The 25648-nt window shown below is 52.9% G+C and carries 19 protein-coding genes and 1 other RNA gene; 4 read left to right on the forward strand and 16 right to left on the reverse strand.

Annotation, left to right across the window (positions count from 1 at the left end; genetic code table 11):
- Positions 1-46: 46 nt before the first annotated feature.
- Positions 47-2887, reverse strand: coding sequence for a beta-glucosidase (locus BQ8005_RS15985; protein WP_075318724.1), 2841 nt, complete (start codon positions 2885-2887; stop codon positions 47-49).
- Positions 2888-3124: 237 nt separating this feature from the next.
- Between BQ8005_RS15985 and ssrA the strand changes: the two genes are divergently transcribed.
- Positions 3125-3522, forward strand: a transfer-messenger RNA (tmRNA) gene (gene ssrA / locus BQ8005_RS15990).
- A 41-nt stretch (positions 3523-3563) separates the two neighbouring features.
- Here the strand turns inward: ssrA and BQ8005_RS15995 are convergent.
- The gene (locus tag BQ8005_RS15995) at positions 3564-4001 is read right to left on the reverse strand and encodes a Fur family transcriptional regulator (protein WP_021846624.1); all 438 of its coding nucleotides are present in this window, start codon (positions 3999-4001) and stop codon (positions 3564-3566) included.
- Between the two features lie 8 nt (positions 4002-4009).
- Positions 4010-5950, reverse strand: coding sequence for a heavy metal translocating P-type ATPase (locus BQ8005_RS16000; RefSeq protein ID WP_075318725.1), 1941 nt, complete (start codon positions 5948-5950; stop codon positions 4010-4012).
- Positions 5951-6152: 202 nt separating this feature from the next.
- Between BQ8005_RS16000 and BQ8005_RS16005 the strand changes: the two genes are divergently transcribed.
- The 3 genes from BQ8005_RS16005 (at position 6153) to BQ8005_RS16015 (ending at position 9423) form a co-directional block, all read left to right on the forward strand.
- Positions 6153-7193 carry a L,D-transpeptidase gene (locus tag BQ8005_RS16005; RefSeq protein WP_021846734.1) on the forward strand — a complete coding sequence of 347 codons (1041 nt, stop codon included), beginning with the start codon at positions 6153-6155 and terminating at the stop codon, positions 7191-7193.
- Positions 7194-7338: 145 nt separating this feature from the next.
- On the forward strand, positions 7339-8001 hold the full coding sequence (locus BQ8005_RS16010) for a murein L,D-transpeptidase catalytic domain family protein (protein WP_234984070.1): 663 nt from the start codon (positions 7339-7341) through the stop codon (positions 7999-8001).
- Positions 8002-8067: 66 nt separating this feature from the next.
- Positions 8068-9423 carry an MATE family efflux transporter gene (locus BQ8005_RS16015; protein ID WP_075318727.1) on the forward strand — a complete coding sequence of 452 codons (1356 nt, stop codon included), beginning with the start codon at positions 8068-8070 and terminating at the stop codon, positions 9421-9423.
- A 379-nt stretch (positions 9424-9802) separates the two neighbouring features.
- On the opposite strand, the gene BQ8005_RS16020 is transcribed toward BQ8005_RS16015, so the two are convergent.
- From BQ8005_RS16020 to trkA, 13 genes are all read right to left on the reverse strand, one after another.
- The gene (locus BQ8005_RS16020) at positions 9803-10957 is read right to left on the reverse strand and encodes a hypothetical protein (protein ID WP_075318728.1); all 1155 of its coding nucleotides are present in this window, start codon (positions 10955-10957) and stop codon (positions 9803-9805) included.
- 51 nt (positions 10958-11008) lie between these two features.
- Positions 11009-13708, reverse strand: coding sequence for a TonB-dependent receptor (locus BQ8005_RS16025; RefSeq protein ID WP_234984071.1), 2700 nt, complete (start codon positions 13706-13708; stop codon positions 11009-11011).
- Positions 13709-14075: 367 nt separating this feature from the next.
- The gene (locus BQ8005_RS16030) at positions 14076-15515 is read right to left on the reverse strand and encodes an NADH-quinone oxidoreductase subunit N (protein ID WP_075318729.1); all 1440 of its coding nucleotides are present in this window, start codon (positions 15513-15515) and stop codon (positions 14076-14078) included.
- A gap of 43 nt (positions 15516-15558) precedes the next feature.
- Positions 15559-17043 (reverse strand): complex I subunit 4 family protein, encoded by a 1485-nt coding sequence (locus BQ8005_RS16035; RefSeq protein ID WP_075318730.1) that lies wholly within the window; start codon positions 17041-17043, stop codon positions 15559-15561.
- 70 nt (positions 17044-17113) lie between these two features.
- Complete coding sequence (gene nuoL, locus BQ8005_RS16040) at positions 17114-19000, reverse strand: NADH-quinone oxidoreductase subunit L (RefSeq protein ID WP_075318731.1); 1887 nt, start codon at positions 18998-19000, stop codon at positions 17114-17116.
- A 62-nt stretch (positions 19001-19062) separates the two neighbouring features.
- Positions 19063-19371, reverse strand: a complete 309-nt coding sequence (gene nuoK / locus BQ8005_RS16045) for an NADH-quinone oxidoreductase subunit NuoK (RefSeq protein WP_075318732.1) — start codon at positions 19369-19371, stop codon at positions 19063-19065.
- 22 nt (positions 19372-19393) lie between these two features.
- Positions 19394-19906 (reverse strand): NADH-quinone oxidoreductase subunit J family protein, encoded by a 513-nt coding sequence (locus tag BQ8005_RS16050; RefSeq protein ID WP_075318733.1) that lies wholly within the window; start codon positions 19904-19906, stop codon positions 19394-19396.
- A 6-nt stretch (positions 19907-19912) separates the two neighbouring features.
- Positions 19913-20401 carry a 4Fe-4S binding protein gene (locus BQ8005_RS16055; RefSeq protein WP_075318734.1) on the reverse strand — a complete coding sequence of 163 codons (489 nt, stop codon included), beginning with the start codon at positions 20399-20401 and terminating at the stop codon, positions 19913-19915.
- Between the two features lie 45 nt (positions 20402-20446).
- A complete protein-coding gene (gene nuoH / locus BQ8005_RS16060) occupies positions 20447-21523 on the reverse strand; it encodes an NADH-quinone oxidoreductase subunit NuoH (protein WP_075318735.1) in 1077 nt (358 codons plus the stop codon).
- A gap of 86 nt (positions 21524-21609) precedes the next feature.
- On the reverse strand, positions 21610-23205 hold the full coding sequence (locus BQ8005_RS16065) for an NADH-quinone oxidoreductase subunit D (protein WP_075318736.1): 1596 nt from the start codon (positions 23203-23205) through the stop codon (positions 21610-21612).
- Position 23206: 1 nt separating this feature from the next.
- Positions 23207-23806, reverse strand: a complete 600-nt coding sequence (locus BQ8005_RS16070; protein ID WP_075318737.1) for an NADH-quinone oxidoreductase subunit B — start codon at positions 23804-23806, stop codon at positions 23207-23209.
- On the reverse strand, positions 23797-24147 hold the full coding sequence (locus tag BQ8005_RS16075) for an NADH-quinone oxidoreductase subunit A (RefSeq protein WP_021848588.1): 351 nt from the start codon (positions 24145-24147) through the stop codon (positions 23797-23799). The genes BQ8005_RS16070 and BQ8005_RS16075 overlap by 10 nt, the downstream gene beginning before the upstream one ends.
- 149 nt (positions 24148-24296) lie before the next feature.
- Positions 24297-25637, reverse strand: a complete 1341-nt coding sequence (gene trkA / locus BQ8005_RS16080) for a Trk system potassium transporter TrkA (protein ID WP_075318738.1) — start codon at positions 25635-25637, stop codon at positions 24297-24299.
- Positions 25638-25648: the final 11 nt, after the last annotated feature.

The following is a 25648-nucleotide window of genomic DNA, read 5'->3' on the forward strand; positions in this document are numbered from 1 at the left end:
ATTCTAATTTGCACAATTCGTGGCTAGAGAGTTAATTAGGTGCTTCTTATGGTAGCTTCAAATTAACTTCGGCAATACCCACCCGGTCGTCGTTTAGTAAAATACGTAGGTCGCTGGCTGTCGTGCCGCGGAAGGTATAGGTATGCGGCTTGTTGTACTCGCTGACGGTACCCGAATAAACGGTCAGGAACTGGCCTCCACCACCCGAGAGCTGAATCTCGAAGTTGGCGGGCAGCTGGTTGTCGCGGCTGAAGGTCAGGGTCACTTCGTCCACTTTCGGGTTACCTTTCAGGGCAACGGTCAGGTAGTCGCCTTTGTTGCCCTGCCAGTAGGTTTCGGGCTTTCCGTCGAGCACGTTCAGCACACTTTCGGGGTTGGTGCTGGCGGTGACGGGACTTTCTTTCTTCTGTGCTTTCAGACAGGCGTTGCGTGTGGCATAGTCTTCCACGCGGAGCACAGCGGTTTGGCGGATGTCTTCGGACGAGGCGGCGGCCATGACGACGAATTCACCCGGCTCTACCACCCATTTCATGTCGGCGTTGAGCAGCTCCAACTGCTTGCGGTCGAGGTGGAAAGTGACTTGCTTCGTCTCACCCGGCTGGAGATGGACGCGCTCGAAGCCGGCTAGATTCTTTTCGTAAGTCGTGACGCTGCTTACCACGTCGCGCGTGTAGAGCTGTACCACTTCGTCGCCAGCCCGACTGCCGGTATTGGTCACGTTTAGGGTGACGGTGACCGTTTCGTTCGGGGTGATGACGGCAGGACTGATCTTGAGGTTGGAGTATTCAAAGGTGGTATAGCTCAAGCCGTAGCCGAAGGGATAGAGGGCGCCGTTAACACGCGACATGTTACCGTCGGGACCGGGATTCTTGCCGCCGTCCACTTGCGATGAAGGCTTGCAGGGGAAATTGAATGGTATTTGTCCCACACTTTTGGGGAAGGTAACGGTAAGCTTGCCGCCGGGATTGTAGTCGCCAAAGAGCACGTCGGCTACTGCCGTACCACCTTTGGAGCCAGGATACCAGGCTTCGACGATGGCGGGCACGAATTTGTCGGCCCAGTTGATGGAGAGAGGACGTCCGTTGATAAGTACCAGTACGACGGGCTTGCCAGTGGCCTGTACGGCCTGGAGCAGCTTCAGCTGGCGGCCGGGCAGGTCGAGACTACTGCGCGACTTGTTCTCGCCGCAGGTGCGCTGGCCGCCTCCCAGTACCACGACGGCCACGTCGGCACGTCGGGCGTTGGCTACGGCACGGTCTATTTCGGCCTGTTCGTCATCGGTCAGCGGATATTCTATCAGTTCACTTTCGGGCCAGTGGGCATCCACCAGGTCGCAACCCTTGGTGTAGAGCACTTCGGCCTTGTCTTCCACTTTGGCTTGGATGCCTTCGAGCACCGTCGTTACATCGACGGCCAGCGGGCCATAGTGGGTCAGCGCATAGCCTTCTTCGTCGGCATTGGGGCCGCAGACGGCAATGGTCTTAATGCGGTCGATGTCGAGGGGCAAAGTTTGCTTGTCGTTTTTCAGCAGGACAATGCTTTCGCGCGAAGCCTGCAGAGCCACATCTTCGTTTGTAGGATTCTCCACCTCTTCGTCGGCTCCGGCCAGGTCGGTCTGGTAGGGAGCATCAAAGAGGCCGACGAGGAACTTCACGCGCAGGATATCGCGTACGCGGTCGTTTATCAACTCTTCGCTCAGGCCGCCCTCCTTTACCAGTTCGCGGAGCGGCTCCACGAACGATTCGGGCGAGCGGAAGGTACAGCGCACGTTCAGCCCTGCCTCCACGCTCTGGCGCACGGCTTCCTTCATGTCCTTGGCCGTGCCGTGCTTGGTGTAGAGGTATTCGACGGCGTCGCTGTCCGACACGACATATCCCTTGAAGCCCATCTCGCCGCGCAGGCGGGTGGTGAGCCAGTAGAAACTGCCCTGGATGGGGATGCCGTTGTAGTCGTTGTACGAGCTCATCACACCCAGCAATCCTGCTTCTTGAATGACGCGTCGGAAGGGATAGACGTGTATCATCTCCACTTCGCGCGGCGACATTTGCGGGTCGACGCGCGCCATGCCTTCGCGGGCGCCCTTGTTATTACTGTAAGCCACGAAGTGCTTGGCCGTGGCGGCTACCTGATGGTCCTTCTGCAAGCTATGTACCATCTCGATGCCCAGTTCGGCCACAAGGTAAGGCGACTCGCCATACACTTCTTCATAGCGTCCCCAGCGCTGGTCGCGCCCCACGTCGAGGATGGGGGCATAGACATTGGTATAGCCCAGCATGCGGGCTTCGCGCCCCGTTATCTCGCCGATGCGGCGCACGAGGCTCCGGTTCCAGGTGTGTCCGATGCCCAGCTGGGTGGGGAAGTTGGTGGCGCGGTAGCTCTCCACGCCGCGGATGCCCTCGTTGGTGAAGTCTACGGGGATGCCCAGGCGTGTCTCTTCGACGAAGAAACGCTGCACTTCGTTCAAGGCCCAGGCGTGGCGCGAGGCCGGCCATACATTCTCGTTGTCCGAGGGCGGCAGACCCCACTGGTGGAAGCCGTTCAGGTGCTCGTCGATGGCGCCGATGCCGTCTTTCCACAACGCCTGTTTCCATTCGGGTGTGGGCAGGTCGTCCTTCAGCACGCGCTGGTAGCCGTAGAGGGTCACCATCTGACAGGTTTTCTCGTCGAGTGTCATCTGGCCGAGCAGGTCCTCGATGCGTGCGTCGATGGGGGCGTTGGGGTCTTCGTAGACATCCTTCACGCCGTTCTTGTTAAAATCAATCCAGCCCTTGCGGTACATTTCCGTCTTGGTAGGCTTATAGGTTTTCGGAGTTGTCTTGGTTGTCTGGGCATAGAGGATGGACAGGCATCCGCCGGCCAGCAGGGTCGTTACAATCAGTTTCTTCATGGATACTCAGATTTTTGTTTTTTGCAAAAGTAGACATTTTCAATTAATGTTTGATGGTAATATTGTCCGTTTCGGTGGATAATATTTTCCAAAAGGTACTTACTATGTTCGTTTCCGCTCTTTTTGTGGCATTGTCGGCTACGCATACCGCAATTTTTTTGAGCGAGGAGGCGGACAAATGAAAATAAGTTTCTATCTTTGTAGCCACGATTTCTATAAACCGTGCATCAAGACTCCGGGGTTGACTGGATTTGACAGCGGGTAGAAATGGTAGGTAAGCATGCAGTGGGTCGGTAATTTCCACTCTAATCTCAGTTATCAAACTTTTATCTGGCAACGAAAATTATGCTCTCGCTGCTTAATCGAAGTACAGTAGATTAGCTTTATTTCCGCCAAAGTGGTGGAAACGGGATGTCACTCAAAAGCTCTTGTTCCGAAGCGTTTGGTAAAGTGGCACAGCAAAATCGGGAATAGCTCAGGTCTTTCTCCGCGGCCTTTGCGAAGTTTTAGGAGATAAGGTGCAGGTTGGTGGCCCTGGTCTTGCCTGCATTCGAAAATCGAAGGCAGAGATAAGCATGTAGAAAGCTTATGATTTCCTCGTTTGGACGAGGGTTCGATTCCCTCCAGCTCCACTATATCGGAATTCTGATAGCAGGGCCTTTGAACTTGTAGTTGTTCAAAGGCCCTTTTGATGTTCTTTCGCAGCACAATCCGGACAAATACCTTTCAGTACATAGTTAATGCTGTGGAGGCTGAAGCCTTCAGGTAGCTTTACCATCGGCGTGGGAATGTTGGTAAAGCAGAAGGTTCGGTTGCACTTCTCACAATGGAAATGGGTGTGCAGGTCGTTCACTTCGCATGAGCATGATGAGCTGCATACGGCATATTTGAATGAACCTGTTCCGTCGTCGATGCTGTGAATGAGGTGGTGTGATAGGAAGAGGGTAAGGGTTCGAAATATGCTTGAACGATCCACAGTGTCGAGCCTGTCTTCCAGATCGGCCAGCGAAACAGACTGACCGGCTTGCATCATGGTTTTTAGTACCAGTAAGCGTATGGCGGTTGGTTGTATTTCGCGTTTGGCTAATAACTCCAGATAAGTATTTTCCTCCATATAATCTTTTATTTTATCAATTTCTGTATCCGCATGGCGTTAAGTACAGCCAGCAGAGCAACTCCTACATCAGCAAATACGGCTTCCCATAAGGTTGCCATTCCAGCTGCTCCCAGTACCAATACGGCTATCTTAACTCCCAATGCAAGCAGGATGTTCTGCCAGACAATGCGACGTGTTTGTCGTCCAGCTCGGATGGCGGTGGCGATGCGTGAGGGCTGGTCGGTTTGTATCACGACGTCGGCGGTTTCGATGGCAGCGTCGCTTCCCCATTCTCCCATGGCAATGCCTACGTGGCTCAAGGCCAGGGCAGGTGCGTCATTGATGCCGTCGCCGACAAAAGCTATGCGGCAAGTGTTGTCCTGCTTCAAGTTTTCTATATGTTTCACCTTGGCTTCGGGCAGTAAATCTCCGTAGGCCTGTTCAATACTTAGCTGCTGTGCAAAGGTAGTGACAATGGATTGTTTGTCACCCGAAAGTATCTGAATTTTTTTAATGTTCAACTCCTTTAGTTCGTTGATGGCCTGTCGGGCATCGGCTTTCAAGGTGTCGGTTAGGGTGAGATAGCCGATGTATTGGCCATTGACGGCACATGCTACGATTGTTCCTTTTACTTCATGCAAGGCTGAAGGATAGGCGATGCTTTCACGTTCCAGCAGGTGAATGTTTCCTACCAATACTGTTTGATTGTCAAGGGTGGCTTGTATGCCGCAACCTGCCATTTCTTCGACGTTCGATATGGACAATAGGCTGATACGATGAGTTTGGGCGTAGCGTATCAAACCTCCTGCCAATGGATGCGTGCTGTCCTGTTCTGCCGAGGCGGCTAACTGGATAAGGCGTTCTTCGCTGATACCAGGCTGAGGTACGCAAGTTTGCACATCGAATTCGCCTCGGGTAAGGGTGCCGGTTTTGTCGAACACAACGGTATTGATACGGCTGATAGCATCCAGATAGTTTCCTCCTTTGAACAAGATGCCTTGTCGTGACGCAGCTCCGATACCTCCAAAATAACTCAGCGGAATACTGACCACTAGTGCGCAGGGGCACGATACAACCAGAAAGACCAATGCACGGTAGAGCCAATCGCTGAACACATAATCGAAGGTACTGCCGCGTAGCGACCAGAGCCAAGGGATAAGGACGATAAGAACTGCCAGGGCGGTGACGACAGGCGTATAGACGCGGGCAAACTTGCGGATAAACAGTTCGGCGGGTGCTTTCCGCTCCGAGGCATCCTGTACCATACGTAGAATGCGCGACAAGGCACTGTCGGCAAAGGGTCGTGTGACATGGATCTGTACTGTCCGTTCTGTAGAAATCATACCGGCCAGCACTTCTTCATTTTTCTTTATATCGCGGGGTAGACTTTCACCAGTCAGGGCTGCCGTGTTGAAGTTGGCGTTCTCATTACATAAAGTTCCGTCGAGGGGAACACGTCCGCCTGCTTTGACTTCAATCACTTCTCCTATCTGTACTTCTTGTGGGGAGACCTCTATAGCCTGTCCGTTGCGGATGACAACAGCCTTTTCTGGACGGATATCGAGTAAAGCACGGATGTCTCGACGGGCTTTGTTTACTGCCTTGTCCTGAAAGTGTTCTCCTAACGAGTAGAAAAGCATTACCGCTACGCCTTCGGGGTATTCGCCGATGGCAAAAGCACCGATGGTTGCAATAAACATCAGGGTAAATTCGTTAAAGTATTCTCCTCGAGCCAGTTCTTTCCAAGCCTCCTTTAATACAGGGAGGGCTACAGGCAGGTAGGCAGCCAGATACCAGACGAGGGATATACCTTTCTGTTGAAACAGGGTAACTTCTGTGGCTTGTAATATGATACCTCCAATCAGTAATAGTCCTGATAACATCATCCGACCATATGCTTCTATAAAACCTTTTTGCCTGCAACAGGCGGTGTGCACGTGATTGTGCGAACAACATTGGCAACTCATCTTTTTTTTTGTATTGTTTTACCTGCTACAAAGGTAAGGTTTTGAGGATGCAACTTGGTTGCAAACTTGGTAAGATACAAAATAAATTTTATATTTGTCAAAAGATTTATAGAGCTGGTTGGTATAGCTTGAAGGTCCGTCCGTATTTTTGTGAACAATGTAGTTGATAGAGTTGTTTTGATTTGACAATCAAATATTTGTTATGAAACATTTTGTCCTTTTATTGTCTGTTATTAGTTTGCTGGTTGCTTGTGGCAGGCAGCGAGAGGCACAGGTTGTTGGCGATTCGGCAACCTTGGGGGAGAGAATGGAGGAGAAACATGATACATTATCGGCAAGGGAAGAAATAATTTTGCCTGAAGTGTCTTTGTTAAAGGCTTCGGATGTGATATTGACCAAAGAACTGCTTTACGACAAATATACTCTGGACGACGTTTATCCTTATAAAGACACGGTGCGTTCTTTCAAATGGGAGGTGATGCGTAAGTGTCTGGCTTATATTGAAAACATGCAGCAGGATTCTGTCCGCTGGGTTGTGTTGCAGAATTATCGAAATTTGAATAGTGAAGCTCCGCTGGTGCGTCGCTATGTACGTAATGCCTACCGTCGTGTAGCCGATACATTGGGTGTGGAGCGTTATCAATCTGTACCTCTTTATCTTTTGACTGATACGTTGACTCCCGAACGTTACGGGCGTGATGGCACCATCGCCTATCTGCAGGGGCGTGAAGGTAGCTTTTGCCGTATCCTGCCGGCTACGTTCGAAGAAGAATGGCTTGTACCTGAACGTTATCTGAAACCCTTGGCAGACACTACAGTTTTTCACCACGTCATCTTTGTCGATCGTCGTGACCAAAACATTGCTACGTTGGAGCGGACGGGCAGAGGAGAATGGAAGATACGCAGCATGAACCCTGCCACGACAGGTCGGCATGCGCCACCTTATGCGCAGGAAACTCCTCTTGGCATGTATCTCGTTCAGCAAAAGAAGACGCGTATGGTTTTCCTGAAAGATGGTTCGGCTGAGACGGGGGGATATGCTCCCTATGCCAGCCGTTTCACCAATGGTGCCTACATCCATGGAGTGCCGGTCAATGTGCCACGTACAGCCATGATAGAGTATAGTTGGTCGCTGGGCACTACGCCTCGTTCACACATGTGTGTACGCAATGCCACGTCTCATTCAAAATTCATTTTTGATTGGGCGCCTGTGGAGCAAGCGTTAGTGGTCGTCATTGAATAGAGGAAAGAGCATTTGTCACTTTTAACTATCTGTCTGACAGACGTTCGGACGAAATTCTGTAATTTTGCGCCCGAACGTTTTAGGATTTTCCAGAATGAAGTTACGATATATCCTTTTGTGTCTGTTATGGTTACTTCCGTGTACAATGTGGCGGGAGGAAGGCGGCGTATCTCAACGTCCGACAGCTTCTCTTGTTTCGGAAGCGGATGCCTGCCGCAGTCTTTACCACGACATGGAATTGGAAGGCGTAGTCAATTGGAAAGCCTTCCGACAAGCCGTAACAGGGTATCAGCGTATTGAAGGGCGTAAGCGCGACGTATTGACGCTGATAGATTTCTCTTTGCCTTCCACGGCCGAACGCTTTTTTGTGTTCGATATGGCTCGGCGCCGTTTACTTTTCTCTTCTGTTGTAGCCCATGGGAAAAATAGTGGTGAGAACTATGCCACTTCTTTTTCCAATGAATACGGCTCCTATAAAAGTTCCCTTGGCTTCTATCTTACCGGCTCCACTTATCAGGGGAGTAACGGCTATTCTCTCCTTCTTGACGGATTGGAGAAAGGTATCAATGACCGTGCTCGCGAGCGGGCTATCGTAGTACATGGTGCTGCCTATGCCGATCCTTCAGTGGCCAGTCGGGGTGGAAGGCTGGGACGCAGCTTCGGATGCCCTGCTTTGCCGCAGAAATTGTCACGCCCCATTATTGATGCGATCAAGGACGGAAGTGTGATGTATATTTATGCTCCCACGCCTGAATATCTGGCTCAAAGTACAGTGCTGAATGCGAGTGACCTGCCTGATGCTATTTGATATAAATCAATTCGTCTGCTTTCCTTTTTTTGCTAATTTTGCACCCGATTTCAGGAGAATATATACATGGCTAAGTCGGTGGAAATGACGGAGGGACGTACCCTGCCGCAAATTTTTTATTTTGCGTTGCCCCTGCTGATGGGCAATCTGTTGCAGCAGACCTATTCGATGGTCGATGCTGCTATTGTCGGAATATTCTTGGGCATCAATCCGTTGGCCGCGGTTGGCGCCAGTACTTCGATCGTTTTCTTGATTTTGGGATTCTGTAACGGCTGTTGCGGAGGCTTTGGCATCCCTGTGGCACAGAAGTTTGGTGCACGCGACTATGTCACCATGCGTCGTTATGTGGCAGTCAGCCTTAAGCTGACAGCTGTCATGTCCTTGTCGTTGGCGGTGATTACAGCCTTGCTTTGCGGCTGGATTTTACGTCTGATACGCACGCCTGAAAATATTTTTGATGATGCCTATTATTATTTGCTGGTCACCTTTATAGGCATTCCTTGTACTTTTTATTATAATCTTCTCTCCAGTGTCATTCGTGCATTGGGCGACAGCAAGACACCTTTCTGGTTTCTGTTGTTTTCTACCGTGCTGAATATCTTGCTCGACCTTTTCTGCATTCTTGTGTTGGGGTGGGGAGTAGCCGGTGCCGCTATTGCCACGCTGATAGCCCAGGGGGTGTCGGCAATCTTGTGTTACTTTTACATGATGCGCCATTTCGACATTCTTCGCACGACACCTGCCGAGCGACGTTTTGACGGTCGTCTGGCGCGTACCATGCTTTCTATCGGTGTACCTATGGGACTTCAGTTTTCTATTACTGCCATTGGCAGCATCATGCTTCAGAGTGCCAACAATGCGTTGGGTACCGCCTGTGTAGCCGCCTATTCGGCTGCCATCCGCATCAAGATGTTCTTTATGTGTCCCTTCGAAAGTCTGGGTATTGCCATGGCTACCTTTGCCGGCCAGAACTATGGTGCCGGCAAACCTGAGCGCATTTGGCTGGGCGTGAAGTCCAGTGCACTGATGATGATGATTTATTGGGCATTTACCTTCTGCGTGCTCATGCCGGGTTCGCGCATGTTTGTACGGCTCTTTGTGGATGCTTCCGAGGTGGAAATCTTGGCCGATGCCGTGTTGTTCCTTCATGCCGCCGTTTGTTTCTTTCCTGTGTTGGGATTGCTTTGCATCCTGCGCTACACCATCCAAGGATCTGGCTTCACCAATCTGGCCATGCTTTCGGGGGTGTCCGAAATGATAGCCCGTATTTTGGTCAGTGTCATTGCCGTGCCTGCCTGGGGGTACATTGCCGTTTGCTTCGGCGATCCGACGGCTTGGGTCTTTGCCGATGCTTTCCTCATTCCCGCTTTCATCTATGTTTATCGAAGGATGAAACGGACGGCTTTCACCGTTGTTTCTTGATTCGGGGCATTTCGAGGGGTCGAAACCCATTTTTGAAACGGAAAAGTACATTTCGAGGGGTCGAAACCCATTTTTTGAAACGGAAAAGTACATTTCGAGGGGTCGAAACCCATTTTTTGAAACGGAAAAGTACATTTCGAGGGGTCGAAATCCATTTTTTGAAACGGGAAAATGCATTTCGAGGGGTCGAAACCCATTTTTTGAAACGGGAATGTGTATTTCGAGGGGGAGAACCCATTTTTTGCATCGGATAAAGCAATGCTTTCGGATGAAGAAAGATGTAAACAGCTACTTGAGCAGCTGGAAAAGATAAATTGCCCAAGAATACGATTGATATCGTAAACTTGGGCAATTCTGCAAGTTTTATTTGGTGAGGGAATTATTTTACCCAGTTGCCTGTCATCCAGTTGCAAGCGGCTTTGATGTCGTCCAATGAAGCATAGCTCAGGTTGGCGTCTACCTTGTTGCCTTCAGCTGCAGCAAAGACATCGTTGGTATAGATACCTTTTTCGCTGTCTACATCGTTGGCGATAGTGGTGTTGATGATGCTGGAAGTACCATCGGTCAGCGCCGTTTCGGTTTCAGTGCTTTCTACGGTCAGCGCCTTGCCTTTACCACAGATTTGGGCGTTGTCCATCGTAACTTGGGTGCCGCGACGCAGGCGTACGCCTTGCTTGGAACCACCGTTGCCTACGAGGATGAGATTCTTCAGTGTAGGATGGGCGATGGGAGTAGCGCTGTAGTTGTTTTCGTTGTTGTCGGCCTCGATCAGGCAGTCACAGTCGTAGCCCAGAGTAGCTTCTGCTTCCTGATAAGCCACGAGGTCGGTAGCCGTACCGTTCCATCCTTCCGTCCAGTCGAATGAGTCGTCGCTACAGCTGATGACTACCATGTTGCTGATGTTGACCGATCCGCCGAAGAATTCGAAACCGTCGTCCGATCCTTTGTAGGCTACACAGTGGTCTACTGTTGTTCCGTTGCCTACGCCATAGAAGCTGATGCCGTTGGCTTCGTGTTCTTCATCGAAAGCATAACCTGTGTACTCCAGGCGTACGTATTGCAGCGTGCCTGAGTTGTCCTTGTCGTCGTTGCCTCCATATTCGGCACCGCCGATTTCAGAGCTTCCCTTACCGCCTTCGGCATTGGTGTGGGCACGTCCGCAGATGTGGATACCGCCCCAAGCGCCTGCTTCTTCTTTTTCGGATGTCATTACGATAGGAGCGTCTGCCGTACCTTTGGCATTGATTTTAGCTCCCTGTTTAACGAGTATATAGTCTACGTTGTCGTCATAGACAGAAATGATTTTTACACCCGGTTCGATGTTCAGTGTAGCGCCTTCTTCTACGGTATAGGCGCCGCTCAGTTTATAAGTGTTGCCAGATTTCAGGGTAACGTCTTCGGTGACAGTGCCGCTCAGGGTTGTGCCGTCGGCAATACCGTTGTTGTCACCGTTGTTGGTTGTTTCGTCGTCGCTACATGCGGCAAAGAGTGTCATACCGGCCAAAAGGGCCATTGAAAACAATTTTCTGTTCATAATTTAAAGTTTTAAGTTATAGAGTAATGTATGATTTTGTCTTGAATGTGATTAGAAATTATAGCTGATGCCTACTTCGAAGGCTGTGCCTTCCTTAAAGCGTTCCACTTCCACATATTCGCCTGTCTTGGGAACTTCCTGCTTGAAGACGATGGCACGGTTCAGCAGGTCGCTGACCTGGAGGCGGGCACTGAGGTGGCGGTTGAAGCTGTAGCTGGCATTGAAGTTCAGCGTATGGACAGCCATCTGGTCGATGTCGCCCAGCTGTGACACGCCGACGGCATGGATGCGCTTGCCCTGCAGGTTGTAGAGGAGCGACAGGTTGAGCTGGCGGTCTTCATCGAAGCGGGGCGAGTAGGTGAGGTCGGCATTCAGTAGGATGGGCGAGGCGCCTTGCAGCGAACGGTCCTTGTTGGTGTAGGCACCACCTTCGGGCAGTTTCACGTTGGTATACATATAGGAGACGTTGGCACCCAGGCGCAGGTCGCGCACCAGCTGTTTGCGGAATTCGAGCTCCACGCCCGTCGCCATGCCCTGGTCGGCATTCTGGAAGGAGTGCATGGTAGCTCCGCCCTGCAGCTTCTGGATACGTTCGATGGGGTTGTCGAGGAACTTGTAGTAAACCGTTGCTGAGAGCATGTCGCCGTTCTGGCCGAAGCGTTCGTAGCGCAGGTCGAAGTTATAGTTGTAGCCGTTCTGCAGCTCCTCGTTACCGCGGATCTGTGCCGAACCGTAGGATTCCTGATAAAGGAAGGGGGCCATCTCGATGAACGAGGGGCGCGTCACGGTACGCGAGAGCGACATACGCAGGTTGTTCCGCTCGTTCATGGTGTATTTCAGATTGACGGTGGGGAAGAAGTCGTTCTTGTTCAGGTCGCGGCGACGCTGATACTTCTGGTCGCCTTCGATGGCGTATTCCACCCATTGCTTGGTCATTTCGTAGCGCAGGCCGACGTTGACGAGCAGGGAGCTGAGCGGATAGAAGTCCGTCTGGATGTAGCCTGCATAGATGTCCATACCGGCGCGGTAGGTGTCGTGGGGCTGCATCTTGCGTTCGATGACGATGCTGCCGTTCTCTACATTCTCCTGATTGAGGAAACCGTCGGTGTCGTAGATGTTGTCGATGGTGGGGTTCAGCTTGTTCACGTTGTAATAGAAACGGGTACCCATGTAGTCGCGGTCCTTGTTCTTGTAGGCCACACCCATCTTGACAAAGTTCTGTTCTGTCCAGTTGTATTTCAGGTCGAGGTTGCCCACCCATTCCTCTTCGTTCAGTTCGCCGAAGTAGCGCATGGTTTCCTGGCGGTTCAGCTTGAAGAGTTGCAGGTTGCCGTCATCGTCCTTGGTGAACATCACCTGGCGGCGGTCGGGCTCTTCGCTACCTGTTTTTCCATAGGAGCCTGCCCAGTTAAGTTCCCATTGGCTGCCCAGTTCATGGTGTCCGTTCAGCTGGTGGTTCTGGAGGGTATAGATGTGGGTGATGTCGTTGCTTCCCCACAGATTATGCCCTTCGGCGTCCACGCCTTCGCGGCTCTGATAGGAGTCGCTGGCATTGCGGGCATAGAAGAAGGTATAGCCGATGCGGTCGTGCTGGCGCAGGGTGTAGCCCACGGAGGCCAGGGCGGCCATTTTCAATATAGAGGTGTATTCGTTGTAGGTGAAGTCGTTCTGTACGTTGCCTGTGGCTTCGAGTGTCTTGTAGAAGGCGTCGTTCATGCGCTGCGTCTCGTTGCTGAGGCTGAAAGAACCCAGCACACTCAAGGTCTGTTCGCCTACGGCGAAGTTGCGTCCGAAGCCCAGGTTACCGCCGAATTCGGGCAGGGCTATACGTCGGTCCACATCAAAAGTGGTATGGAAGATGTTGTGTTGTGTTACATATTCGTCGAAGTCTAGCAGCGGCATGTCGTAGATTTTTTCGTCGAGCGAGGGCGTCTTGAAGAGCGTCCTGTCGCGGTCCATCTGGTAGAAGTCGCGTCCCAGGGTATTGAACCGTCCGCCTACGTTGAAGCTGACGTTCAGGAACTGGTCTGTCACGTTTTCCTTGGTGCTGATGTCGATGTGCGCTCCGCTATAGTCGGCAAAAGCGCTGGCATCATAGACTTTGCTGACGGTGATGTTCTGCACCGTACTCGAGGGGAAGAGATCGAGCGGGATGAGCTTGTTGTCGGGGTTGGGTGAGGCGATGGGCAGTCCGTTCAGTGTGGTGGAGCTGTAGCGGTCGCCCAGTCCGCGCACGATGAGCTGGCCCGACTCGGCGATGGAGATACCCGTAATCTGCTTCACGCCTTCCTGTACGTTGCCGATGCCTTTGAGGCTCATTTCCTTGGCGCCCAGGTTTTCGATGGCTAGCGTGGCCTTCTGTCGCTCGACCTGCAGGGCGCGTTCGCCTTCCAGGTTCTTTTTGGCCACGACAGACACCTCGCCCAAGGTCTGCGCATCGGTTTCCATCTCGAAGTTCAGCACCGTTTCGCCGCTTACCTTTACCTGGCTGGCGTTGATATCTACATAGCCCACGTAACGCACCACGAGGTCGTACACTCCGTCGGGCACTTGGAGTGTATAGCATCCGTCAATGTCTGCCACGGCGCCTTGGGTGTTTCCGGCCACCTGCACAGTGGCTCCGGTCAGCGGTTCTTTCGTCTGTTTATCCGTTATGGTTCCCTTCACGGTGCCTGCCAGGGCGGTCATGGCCGTCAGGGTGAGGAATAAAATAAGGAAGAGGATTTTTCCTAAATCTGCTTTCATACTCATCTTTTATGCGTTTCTTTTTTCCGCTGCAAAGATGAGGAGACGGAGTTACATGCTTGTTACGCGGCGGGTACATGTCTGTTTCGGAAACGTTACGCGGGTGTTACATTCCGCTTCGGGGCATTTCGCGCCCGCGAAATCCCTTCCTGGAACCGGAAAATGCGTTTCGCGTCCGTGAAATCCGTTTCTGAAACGGAAAAATGCGTTTCGCACCCGCGAAATCCGTTTTCTGAAACGGAAAAATGCGTTTCGCGCCTGCGAAATCCGTTTTCTGAAACCGGAAAATACGTTTCGCGCCCGCGACCCCCGTTTCCCGAAGCCGGAAAGTGGATTTCGCGGGCGCGAAGCCGTGTGTCGGTCGGCGCGGCCTTTACATCCCGAAGGCGTAGCGGCCGATGGACTCGTAGGATGCGCTGACGATGCTCAGCACCGTGATGCCCAGCGTACAGATAAGCAGGGCGGCGCGCGTGTAGTTGTCGCTGCGGAAGGCGGCGATAGGTTCGTCGCTGCGATTGATGTACATTGCCTTCACCACGCGCAGGTAGTAGTAGAGCGAGATGACCGTGTTGGCCAGGGCGATGAACACCAGCAGGTGGAAGCCGCTGTGGAAGGCTGCTGCGAAGATAAAGAACTTCGAGAAGAAGCCTGCAAACGGCGGAATACCTGCCAGCGAGAACAGGCAGAGCGTCATGAGGAACGCCAGGCGCGGGTTGGTCGTGTAGAGGCCGTTGTATTCCGTCAGCGTGAATTTGTGTGCGCGCAGGGCCACGATGGTGATGACGGCAAACACGCCCAGGTTGGCGAAGAGGTAGATCAGAATGTAGTAAACCAGTGCTGTCATACCCTGTGCGCTGCCGGCGATGACGCCCAGCATGATGTAGCCCGCCTGCGAGATACTCGAAAAGGCCATCAGTCGCTTCAGGTTCTCCTGACGCAGAGCGAAAAGATTGGCCAGCGTGATGGAGGCAATGATGATCCAATAGAGGAGCGTTTGCCACTGCTCAACCATCGGTGCGAACACCTTGACCAGCATGGCCATCAGCACGAAAGCGGCCGAGCCTTTGGAAATGACACTCAGATAGGCCGTCACCGTCGAAGGAGCACCTTCGTAGACATCGGCTGTCCAGAGGTGGAAGGGCACAAGTGAGATCTTGAATCCCATACCTGACAGGAAGAACACAAAGGCCATTATTTGCAGGGCACTGCCGTCCAGATGAGCAGGAATGTCTGCAAAATAAAGTGTACCCACTGTACCATAGATAAGCGAGATGCCGTAGAGCAGCAGGCCGCTGGAGAACAGTGCCATCAGGATGTATTTGGCGCCAGCCTCGGCCGAATGGTGGCGGTACTTGTCGAAAGCCACCAGCGCGGCCATCGGCACGCTGGCCGTCTCCAGGCCGATGAAGAACATCAGGAAGTGGCCGGCGGAAATCATCAGATACATGCCCAGCAACGTGGAGAGGGTGAGGAAGTAGAACTCACCTTGCTTGTGGCACGTGTCGGGGCGACGCATCCATTCGTGTGCCATCAGGAAGACAATCAAGGTGCCGATGCTCAGGATGGACTTCACGATGTGCTGGATGGGCGAATTGTAGTACATACCGCCGAAAGCTTCGGCTACGGGACCGGGCACGATGGTTACCAGCGTATGTAGGGCCATGAGAACCACGGGCAGCATAGTATTCAGCACGGGCCGTCCGTCACGCTTGTGTGCGTCGGGACTCATGAACAGGTCGGCTATGAAGAGGATGAGGATGACAGCTATCAGCGACAGCTCTTCTTTCATCACGAGAAATTGACTATAATCCATTTTGCTAATTGAGAATTGAAAATTGACAATTGATAAATTTCCATTATCCATTAATAAAGTTTACGATGGGCAGCACGCTGTCGCCTATCATTCCGCTGATCCACCACGGAGCCATACCCAAGGCAGCTACGCAGACGATGAGGATGATAACCGCCGTGCGTTCGTCCCATGTGGCGTCGGTCAGCGTCAGGTGATGCTCATTGGTACAGGTACCGTAAAGTATCTTGCCCACTAGACGCAGGATGTAGACTGCCGTGATGACAATACTGCAGCAGGCGATCACGGTCCACGTGCGGTGGAATACGTCGGCATGCTGGAAAGCACCGTTGAAGATGGTCATCTCGGCCACGAAGCCGCTCAAGCCCGGCAGACCCAGGTTGGCCAGACCGGCAATGACATAGCAGACGGAGAGGAACGGCATAATCTTCATCAGGCCCGACAGCTCGCGGATGTCGCGGGTGTGCGTCCGTCCGTAAATCATACCGATGAGGGCAAAGAAGAGGGCCGTCATCAGACCGTGGCTCAACATCTGGAGCACGGCACCCGTGCAGGCCGTCTGGTTCATCATCAGGATGGCGAAGAGCACCAGGCCGCAGTGGCTCACCGAGGAGTAGGCGTTGATGTATTTCAAGTCAGTCTGTACGCAGGCCGAGAAGGCACCATAGACAACCGAAATGCCTGTCAGTACCAGGAAGATCCAGCCCAGCTCATTGGCAGCTTCGGGCATCAGATACATGGCGATGCGGAAGCAACCGTAGCCTCCCAGCTTCATCAGCACGCCCGCGTGGAGCATGGACACCGCCGTCGGCGCCGAAGCATGACCGTCGGGGCTCCACGTATGGAAGGGGAACAGGGCGCCCAGCACACCGAAGCCCAAGAAGGTGAGTGGGAACCAGATGCGCTGTTGTTCAACAGGTATGTTGTGCAGGGCGGCTATTTCGGTGAGGTTCATCGTGGTGGCGCCGCTACCGTAGTAGATGCCCAGGATGCCTATCAGCAGGAAGGCCGAACCGCCCATCAGCATCAGCGTCAGCTTCATGGCGGAGTATTCCTTGCGGCCCGAACCCCATACGCCGATGAGCAGATACATCGGTATCAGGGCCACTTCATAGAACATGAACATGGTGAACAGGTCGATGGAAATAAAGAAGCCGAACACGCCCAAAGACAGGAACGTGAACCACAGGAAATATTCCTTGGTGAGCGGCTGCAGTCGCCATGAGGCGAAGGTGCCTGTAAAGACAATGATAGCCGAAAGCAGCAGCATGGCTACGGATATGCCGTCTACTCCTACCGAATAATGGATGTTGAGGGCAGGATACCAGGCCACGTCGGCGCAGAAAAGCATTTCGTTGGTAGCTCCTCCGGCACGGGCGTTGAGATACATCACGGTGAGCACACCTGCCAGCACGAGCAGGGCCGAAGCTCCCGTCACCATCACGGCGCGTATCTGGCCGATGCCGCGTGCCAGCCACAGGCCGAGAAGCATCAGCAGGGGAATCAGAACAAATAAGGATAAGAAGTTCATTTTATTTAATGGATAATTGAAAATTGAAAATTGAAAATGAAAAGTTGAAATCTCCCTTCTCCATTTTCCATTATATAATTAAAATAAGTATCAGGGCCAGTGTTCCCAGCAGGAAGACCAAAGCATATTGCTGGATGCGTCCGCTTTGCAGGCCGCGTATCTCGTCGCTGGTCGCTTCGGCACCCCATGCCAGGAAGTTGAAGAACCCGTCCACCACGTGGCGGTCCCACCAGGCGATGGGGCGGCTGATGCATCCGAAGATGATCTTGTGCGTGATGAACTGATAAATTTCGTCAATGTAGAAGCGGTGGTAGGCAGCTGTCCACAGGCCACGGAAGCGACGTTGCAGGGCGTCGGCCAAAGGCTGGCGCTCATACAGGTACATCGGAGTGGCAATCGCAATGGCCAAGGCAGCCACGGCGATGCTTGTGCTGGCCACGCTTTTGTCAATGTGGATGTCGTAGGCCAGTCCGTTTGACGAAACTAGGTGTCCGAAAGGAATGAAACCAGCCACAAGGGTAATGGCAGCCAGTACCATCAGCGGGAAAGTCATGCTCAACGGACTTTCGTGCGGTGTATGTTCAGCATGAAGTTCCTTGTTCTCTTTACCCCAGAAGATGCCGAAGTAAAGACGGAACATATAGAATGCCGTCATGGCGGCGATAATCGTCATAATCCATCCCATGGCAGGGCTGAACTGGAAGCAGGCTGTCAGAATCTCGTCCTTCGAGAAGAAGCCCGAGAACGGCGGGATGCCCGCAATGGCCAGACAGGCGATGAGGAATGTCCAGTGGGTGATGGGCATATACTTGCGCAGACCTCCCATGGCTGACATCTCGTTGCTGTGGACGGCATGGATGATGCTGCCCGCGCCGAGGAAGAGCAGGGCCTTGAACATGGCGTGGGTGAAGAGGTGGAACATGCTGGCCATGTAGCCCAACCCACCTTCGTGAGGGTCGGCCGACGTACATACGCCGAGGGCCACCATCATGAAGCCGATCTGCGAAATGGTGGAGAAGGCCAGCACACGCTTGATGTCGCTCTGCACGCAGGCTACCGATGCCGCATAGAAAGCGGTGAAGGCACCCACGTAGGCCACGATGTGAAGCGTCTCGGGCGCATAGGCGATGAACAGCGGGAACATGCGGGCCACCAGATAGACACCCGCTACCACCATCGTAGCGGCATGGATGAGGGCACTGACAGGCGTCGGACCCTCCATGGCGTCGGGCAGCCAGATGTGCAGGGGGAACATGGCACTCTTGCCTGCACCGCCGATGAACATCAGCCCCAAGGCCAGCGGAAGCATGGCACCACCTTTGGCCAAAGCCATCTCAGTGGGGGTGAATGTATAGGTGCCTGCATAGTAACCATACACCAGGATACCGATGAGGAAGCCCAGGTCGGCGAAGCGCGTCACGATGAACGCTTTCTTCGAAGCGGCGATGGCGGCAGGTTTGGTATAATAGAATCCGATGAGCAGATAGGACGATACACCCACCAGCTCCCAGAAGAGGTACATCTGGAAGATGTTCGTGGCTACCACCAGGCCCAGCATGGACATGGTGAAGAGCGACAGAAAGGCATAGTAGCGTTGGAAACCCCGCTCACCCTTCATGTAGCCGAAGGAGTAGATGTGTACCATCAGGCTGACGGTCGAGATGACGATGAGCATCACTACCGAGATGGGGTCGAGCAGGATACCCATGTCAATGCTCAGGTTCTCGCTGAAAGGCAGCCAGTGGAAGTTGTAGGGCATTAGCGTAGCATACGTCCCGTCGGCCAGTCGCGGCGCGCTGAAGTAGCTCCAGGCCGTCAGATAGGAGAGTACGGCCACCGCGCCCAGCACTACGGTACCGATGAGGCCCGCCGTGCGGTGTGTCATCCATTTGCCCCCAATCCCCAGCGTGAGGAAAGAGAGGAACGGAAGGAGAAGAATAAGAATTGTATATTCCATAATAATGGATAATTTAAAATTGAAAATTAAAACCTAATACCTAAAAACCTAAACCATCAGAATCACCACTTCATTTCATCCAGATTGTTCACCTGAATGCTTCGGATGTTGCGGTAGATGTTGATCATGATGGCAATGGCGATAGCTGTTTCCGCAGCCGAGATGGCGATGGAGAACAGGGCGAAGAAATAACCTTCAAGGCTTCCCGGAAAAAGAAAGCGGTTGAACACGGCAAAGTTGATGTCTGTAGCGTTCAGTATCAGCTCGATGGAAATCAATATGGCCAGTGTGTTGCGGCGGGTGAAGAATCCGTAGATACCCGCAAAGAACATGATGGCCGACACGATCAGGTAATATTCTATGTGTATCATAAGTCGTAATCTTTTTATGTTGTTATCTCTTTCGTGCAATGAGCAGCCCGCCCACGATGCAAGCCAGTAACAAGAGACTGACAGCTTCAAAAGGTAGCAGGTACCCATATTTGTCGCTGCTGAACATTTGTTGGCCGATAGTGCTGAAACTGATTTCTATTGGTTTCAGATCGGTTGTGGCCAGAAACTTGTGTTTCAGGGTGATGAAGAGCACGATGGCGGCTCCCGCAACGGTGGTGCCCAATCCGGCCAGGAACTTGCTCCGCTTCAGCTTGACGGCTTTGTCGCCCTCGCCGCTGGTGAGCAGGATGGAGAAGACGTAGAGCACGACGATGCCGCCCGCATATACCATGATCTGCACGGAACCCAGGAAGGTATATCCCAGAAGGAAATAGATGCCGGCCGTACCGAAGAGCACGAACAGCAGATAGGTGGCCGAACGCACCATGCGTGTGGTGGTCACCGTCAGCAGGGAGAAGACGGTGATGAAGGCCGCCAGAAAGTAAAATATGACTGTTTCAAGAGTTATTTCCATTTCTTCTTAATCATTAGTGGTTAGTTTTTTCTTCTCTTCCACATGGCTGCCCGGGTGGTTGAGGGTGAGGATGAGTTTCGAGCGGTCGAACACGGCATGTTCGAACTGCTGGTCGAAGGTGATGGCGCCGTGTGGGCAGGCGTTGACGCAGAGCTGGCAGAACATGCACGAACCGAGGTTGTACTCATACTTGGCAAGTATTTTTTTCTTCTTGCCGTCCTCTGTCTCGACGGTTTCGCTTGTCACGCGGATGGTGCCGTTGGGGCAGGCCATCTGGCACAGGCCGCAGGCCACGCAGCGGTGCTCGTTCTGCTCGTTGTGGGGCATGACGAGGGTGCCGCGGAAGCGGTCGAACATCTTCAGCTCCTTGCGGTTTTCGGGGTATTGCTCCGTTACCTTGGGCGTGAAGAACTCACGCATGGTGGTCTTCAGGCCGATGGACAAGCTCTTGATGCCCTTGAAGAAGCTGCTGAAATAAGTGTTGTTATTTTCCATTATTGCTGAATGATAATTTTTTTTATACCTGATACCTGGTTATCTTTAGAAGTGCAGCCCGTAAGCCACGAGTACGCTCATGAGCAGCAGGTTGAGCATGGAGAGGGGGATGAGGTATTTCCACTCCAGCGTCAGTATCTGGTCGATGCGCAGACGGGGGAAGGTCCATCGCATCCACATCATGAGGAAGACGACGAAGAAGGCCTTGGCAAAGAACCACACGAAGCCGGGGATGTAGTCCATCACTGCGTTGAAGCCGTCCAGACCCACGATGTGGAAGGGCATCCATCCGCCCAGGAAGACGGTGGCGGCCACGGCGGCTACGATGAAGAGGTTCAGATACTCGGCCAGGTAGTAGAAGCCGAAGTGCATGCCGCTATACTCCGTGTGGTAGCCGGCGGTCAGCTCGCTTTCGGCCTCGGGCAGGTCGAAGGGGCCGCGGTTACACTCGGCATTGCCGGCGATGAGGTAGATGAGGAAGGCGATGACGGCGGGGATGTGGCCCTTGAAGATGAGCCAGCCGTCGGCCTGTCCGCCCACGATTTCCGAGATCTGCAAAGTGCCCGTCAGCACGACCATGGTGAGGATGCTCATGCCCACGGACAGCTCGTAGCTCACGATCTGTGCGCCGCTTCGCATGGCGCCGATGAGCGAGAACTTGTTGTTGGAGCTCCAGCCGGCCAGCAGGATACCCACCACGCCGATGCTCGAGGCCGAGAGCAGGAAGAAGATGCCTACGTTGAAGTCGAGCACCTCCAGCCCCTTGTTCATGGGCAGGCAGGCGAAGGTGAGGAACGAGGCCAGTATCACCATGTAGGGGGCCAGGTTGTAGAGGAAGCGGTCGGCGCCCTTGGGAGTGAAGATTTCCTTGGTGAGCATCTTGAACACATCGCAGAACACCTGCAGGGAGCCATATTTGCCCACGCGGTTCGGGCCGAGGCGGCACTGGAAGAAGGCGCACACCTTGCGCTCCATGTAGATCAGGACGATGGCGAGGATGGCATACATCAGCACGATGCACACGCCTATGACGACACACTCGATGAAGACCGCCAGCCCTTCGGGCATCAGGGAGGTCAGCATTTGGTGTATCCAGCTTGTTACAATACTAAAGTCAAACATTTATTGAATTGATAATTGATAATTGATAATTGGGAATGGGCGACAGGCAAGCCATTTCCCATTCTCCATTTTCCATTCTCCATTGATTATCGGTCGATGTCGGGCACCACATAGTCCAGTGTACCTCCGATGGCGATGAGGTCGGCAATCTTCGCTCCGCGGCAGATGGTGTTGACGGTGCCCACCAGCGGCAGGCCCGTGGCACGGTAGTGCAGACGGTAGGGAGTCTTGTCGCCCCGGCTCTCGAGGTAGACGCCAAACTCGCCGCGGCTGCCTTCGACGGCGGCATACCAGCTGCCTTCGGGCACGCGGATGATGGGTTTCATCTTTTCCTGATAGGGACCTTCGGGGATGTTGTCGATGAGCTGTTCGATGATGTGGAGGCTCTCTTCGATTTCGTCCATGCGCACCATGTAGCGGGCGAAGCAGTCGCCTTCGGTGCGGACAATCTGCTTGAACTCTACCTGGTCGTAGACGCCGTAGGGCATGCGCTTGCGTACGTCGCACGCCCATCCGCTGGCACGGCCCGTACCCCCTGTCGCTCCGAAGGAGATGGCGTCTTCGCGGCTCAGCACGCCGATGCCTTTGAGGCGCTGCTGGGCGATGATGTTGCCCGTGAAGATGTCGTGGTATTCCTGCAGGTTGTGGCGCATGTAGGGGATGAACTCCTTGACGCGCTTCACGAAGTTGGGATGGAGGTCGGCCTGCACGCCGCCGATGGTGTTGTAGTTCAGGATGAGGCGTCCGCCGCAGGTCTCCTCGAAGATGTCGAGCACCTTCTCGCGGTCGCGGAAGCCATAGAGGAAGGCTGTCGTGGCGCCCAGGTCCTGGCAGAGGCAGGAGAAGAACAGGATGTGCGAGTCGATGCGCTGCAGCTCGTCCATGATGGTGCGGATGTATTGTACGCGGGGGCTCACTTCCACGCCCATGGCCTTCTCGATGCACATGCACAGGGCGTGGCGGTTCTGCATGGCGCCCAGGTAGTCCAGACGGTCGGTCAGGGCCAGTGTCTGGGGGTAGGTCAGGCTCTCGTTCATCTTCTCGATGCCGCGGTGGATGTATCCGCAGTTCACGTCAATCTTGTGGATGTTCTCGCCCTCGAGCGACACGCGGAAGCGGAGCACGCCGTGCGTGGCGGGGTGTTGGGGGCCGATGTTCACCACGTATTCGTCGTCGCCGAAGAGCACCGTTTCCTCTTCGGTCAGCTCGCCGTCCTGGGTGGTCTTGATTTCGTAGGTGGTGTCGACGGTTTCCTCATTGGTCATGCGCAGGGGGTTCTCCTTCTGCGGGTCGTTGTCCTTGCGCAGGGGGTAGCCCACCCAGTCGTTGCGCAGGAAGAGGCGTCGCATGTCGGGGTGTCCCACAAAGAGGATGCCGAAGAAGTCGTACACCTCGCGTTCGGGCAGCTCGGCGCCTTTCCACAGGTCGGTCATGGAGGGCAGTTCGGGGTGCAGGCGGTCGAGGGTCGATGTCTTCACCACCATGCGTTGGCCGTTCTCGGTCGACTCCAGGTGGTAGACTACGCCAAGGCCTCTCAGCGTGTCTTCCGCGTCTTTTTCGTCGGGTACTCCCCAGTCCATGCCTGTCAGGCTTTCCAGGAAGTCTATTTTCTGTTCGTTCTTCAGGCGCAGCATTTCGTCGTGCAGCTGCCTGGGCTCGATGTATAGTGTCTTTTCTTCCATATTATTCTTCGTTCTTCTTTTCCTCGTTTTTCATTTTTCTGTTCACTCCTCCGAAGAATTTTTCAATCTTCACCTTGCGTTGCAATTGCATCATGCCATAGAGGAAGGCTTCGGGGCGTGGAGGACAGCCGGGTACATAGACGTCGACGGGCAGTATCTGGTCCACACCCTGCACCACGTGGTAGGACTTGCGGAAGGGACCTCCGCTGACGGCGCATCCGCCTACGGCCACTACGTATTTGGGGTCGGCCATCTGGTCGTACAGGCGTCGGAGTACAGGGGCCATCTTGTGGGTGATGGTACCGCTTACGAGGATGACATCGGCTTGTCGGGGACTGTTTCGGGTTACTTCGAAACCGAAGCGAGCGATGTCGTATCGGGCGGCACATACAGCCATGAATTCGATGCCACAGCAGCTGGTAGCGAAGGTCAGAGGCCAGAGGGAATTGCTGCGGCCCCAGTCGATAAGCGTATCTAATGCTCCTACTACGACGTTCACGCCGCCGGCGTTCAGTTCTTGAATGATTTTCTCGAGTGTTTCGTTGTCCTGAAATTCTTCGTAAGGGATGGACTTGATGACGGGTTTCTTCGTTACTTCCATTCGAGTGCTCCTTTCCGCCAGGCATAAGCCAGTCCCAGCACTAATACAAAGAAAAAGAAGAGGATACCTGTTAAAGTTTGCGGTCCCAGTTGTTTCACAGTGATAGCCCATGGAAAAAGAAAGACCGTTTCTACTTCAAACATTAGAAAAAGAATAGCGAAGAGGTAATAGCCTACGCGGAACTGCATCCATGAACGGCCTCGGGTAGGAATACCGCATTCATAGGGCTCCATCTTCTGTGGATTGTACGAGCGGGGCGCTATCGCATGAGAAATGGCGATGACTACGCCCACGAAAATGACAGCCGTCAACACGACGGTAACTAAGAAGGTAAAATTCATAAATCTGACAAGATTTTAGTGTTTGTTATGGGGAGACGTTTCTCCCCTTTTCATTTTCGGTCTGCAAAATTACAAATAAGAATTTATCTATTTGTAATCTCGGAATGACAAAAAATGTTTTTTTTTACACTTCTTATCCTATGTCAAACTTAACTAAAGTAATGCTCGATTTTCTTGATCATCATACTTAGGCAGAAAACAACAACATGATCTCCTGGTTGTATTAGGGTATTACCTGTTACGACAACACCTTCGCCCTGACGGATAAGGCCGCCGATAGTAACTCCTTTGGGCATACCTAAATCCTTAACTGGATGTTTGGTGATCTTGGAGCCTGCCTTGACTGTGAATTCGGCTACATCGGCATTGGCTACAGTAAGGCACTTTACGTTGCTTACGTCGGCATCAAGCATCATTTGGTAGATATGACTGGCGGCTATCATCTTCTTATTAATTACAGTGCCGATATCTAAGCTTTCAGCCATGCCGATGTAGTCGATGTTTTCTACTTCTGCTACAGTTTTACGTACACCCATACGTTTGGCGGCCAGACAAGCCAAGATGTTTGTTTCAGAACTGCCTGTCAGTGCCACAAAAGCTTCTGTATTCTTCAATCCCTCTTCCAACAGTAAGTCCATGTCGCGACCATCTCCATTTATGATCATAATTCGATCATCTAATATTTCGCTCAAGCGATTGCATCGGCTCAGGTCGTTGTCGATGATCTTCATTTGCATGTAATCGGGGATATATTGTGCTGTTCGTGTGGCAATCCGACTTCCTCCCATGATCATAACGTTGCGTACGTCAGGATAATCTTCCTTGCCCGCTACTTTGCGTACGTAGGGGATATATTTGCGTGTAGTGGTAAAATAGACAATATCATGCAGCTTGATGACGTCGTCGCCTCGTGGAATAAGTGTCTCGTTGCCTCGTTTGATAGCTACGATGTGGTAGGGAAGGTCAGGACCTCCTAATTGGTGTAGAGGTATGTTTAGAATTTCTGCCTTTTCACGCATTTTGGTACCTATCAAGATCAGGGCTCCTCCACAGAATTCCCACCATTGACGCACCCAACTCATGCGGATAGAGGCTACGATTTCTTTGGCGGCCAACATCTCTGGATAGATCAGTGAATGGACACCTAGTTTTTGGAAAAAATCTTTGTTTTTGGGCAATAAGTATTCGTAGTTGTCTATGCGGGCAACGGTTTTTTGTGCGCCAAGATTAGCTGCTAGCAAGCAAGCCGTGACATTGCGGCTTTCATCAGGAGTGACGGCGATGAACAAGTCGGCATCTTCTACGCCTGCTTCCTTCAGGCCAGATACGGATGTCGGAGAGTCGTTGAAAGCCATCAGGTCGAAGTTCGATCCGAAGGCGTTGAGGCGTTCTTCGTTTTCGTCCATCAGGATGATGTCTTGCTTCTCGCGCGAGAGCAACTTGGCTAGGTGTGTGCCTACTGCGCCGGCACCAGCTATGATGATTTTCACTTTACAATCAG

This window comes from Bacteroides togonis (genome assembly GCF_900130135.1).
GTDB classification, from domain to species: Bacteria; Bacteroidota; Bacteroidia; order Bacteroidales; family Bacteroidaceae; genus Bacteroides; species Bacteroides pullorum.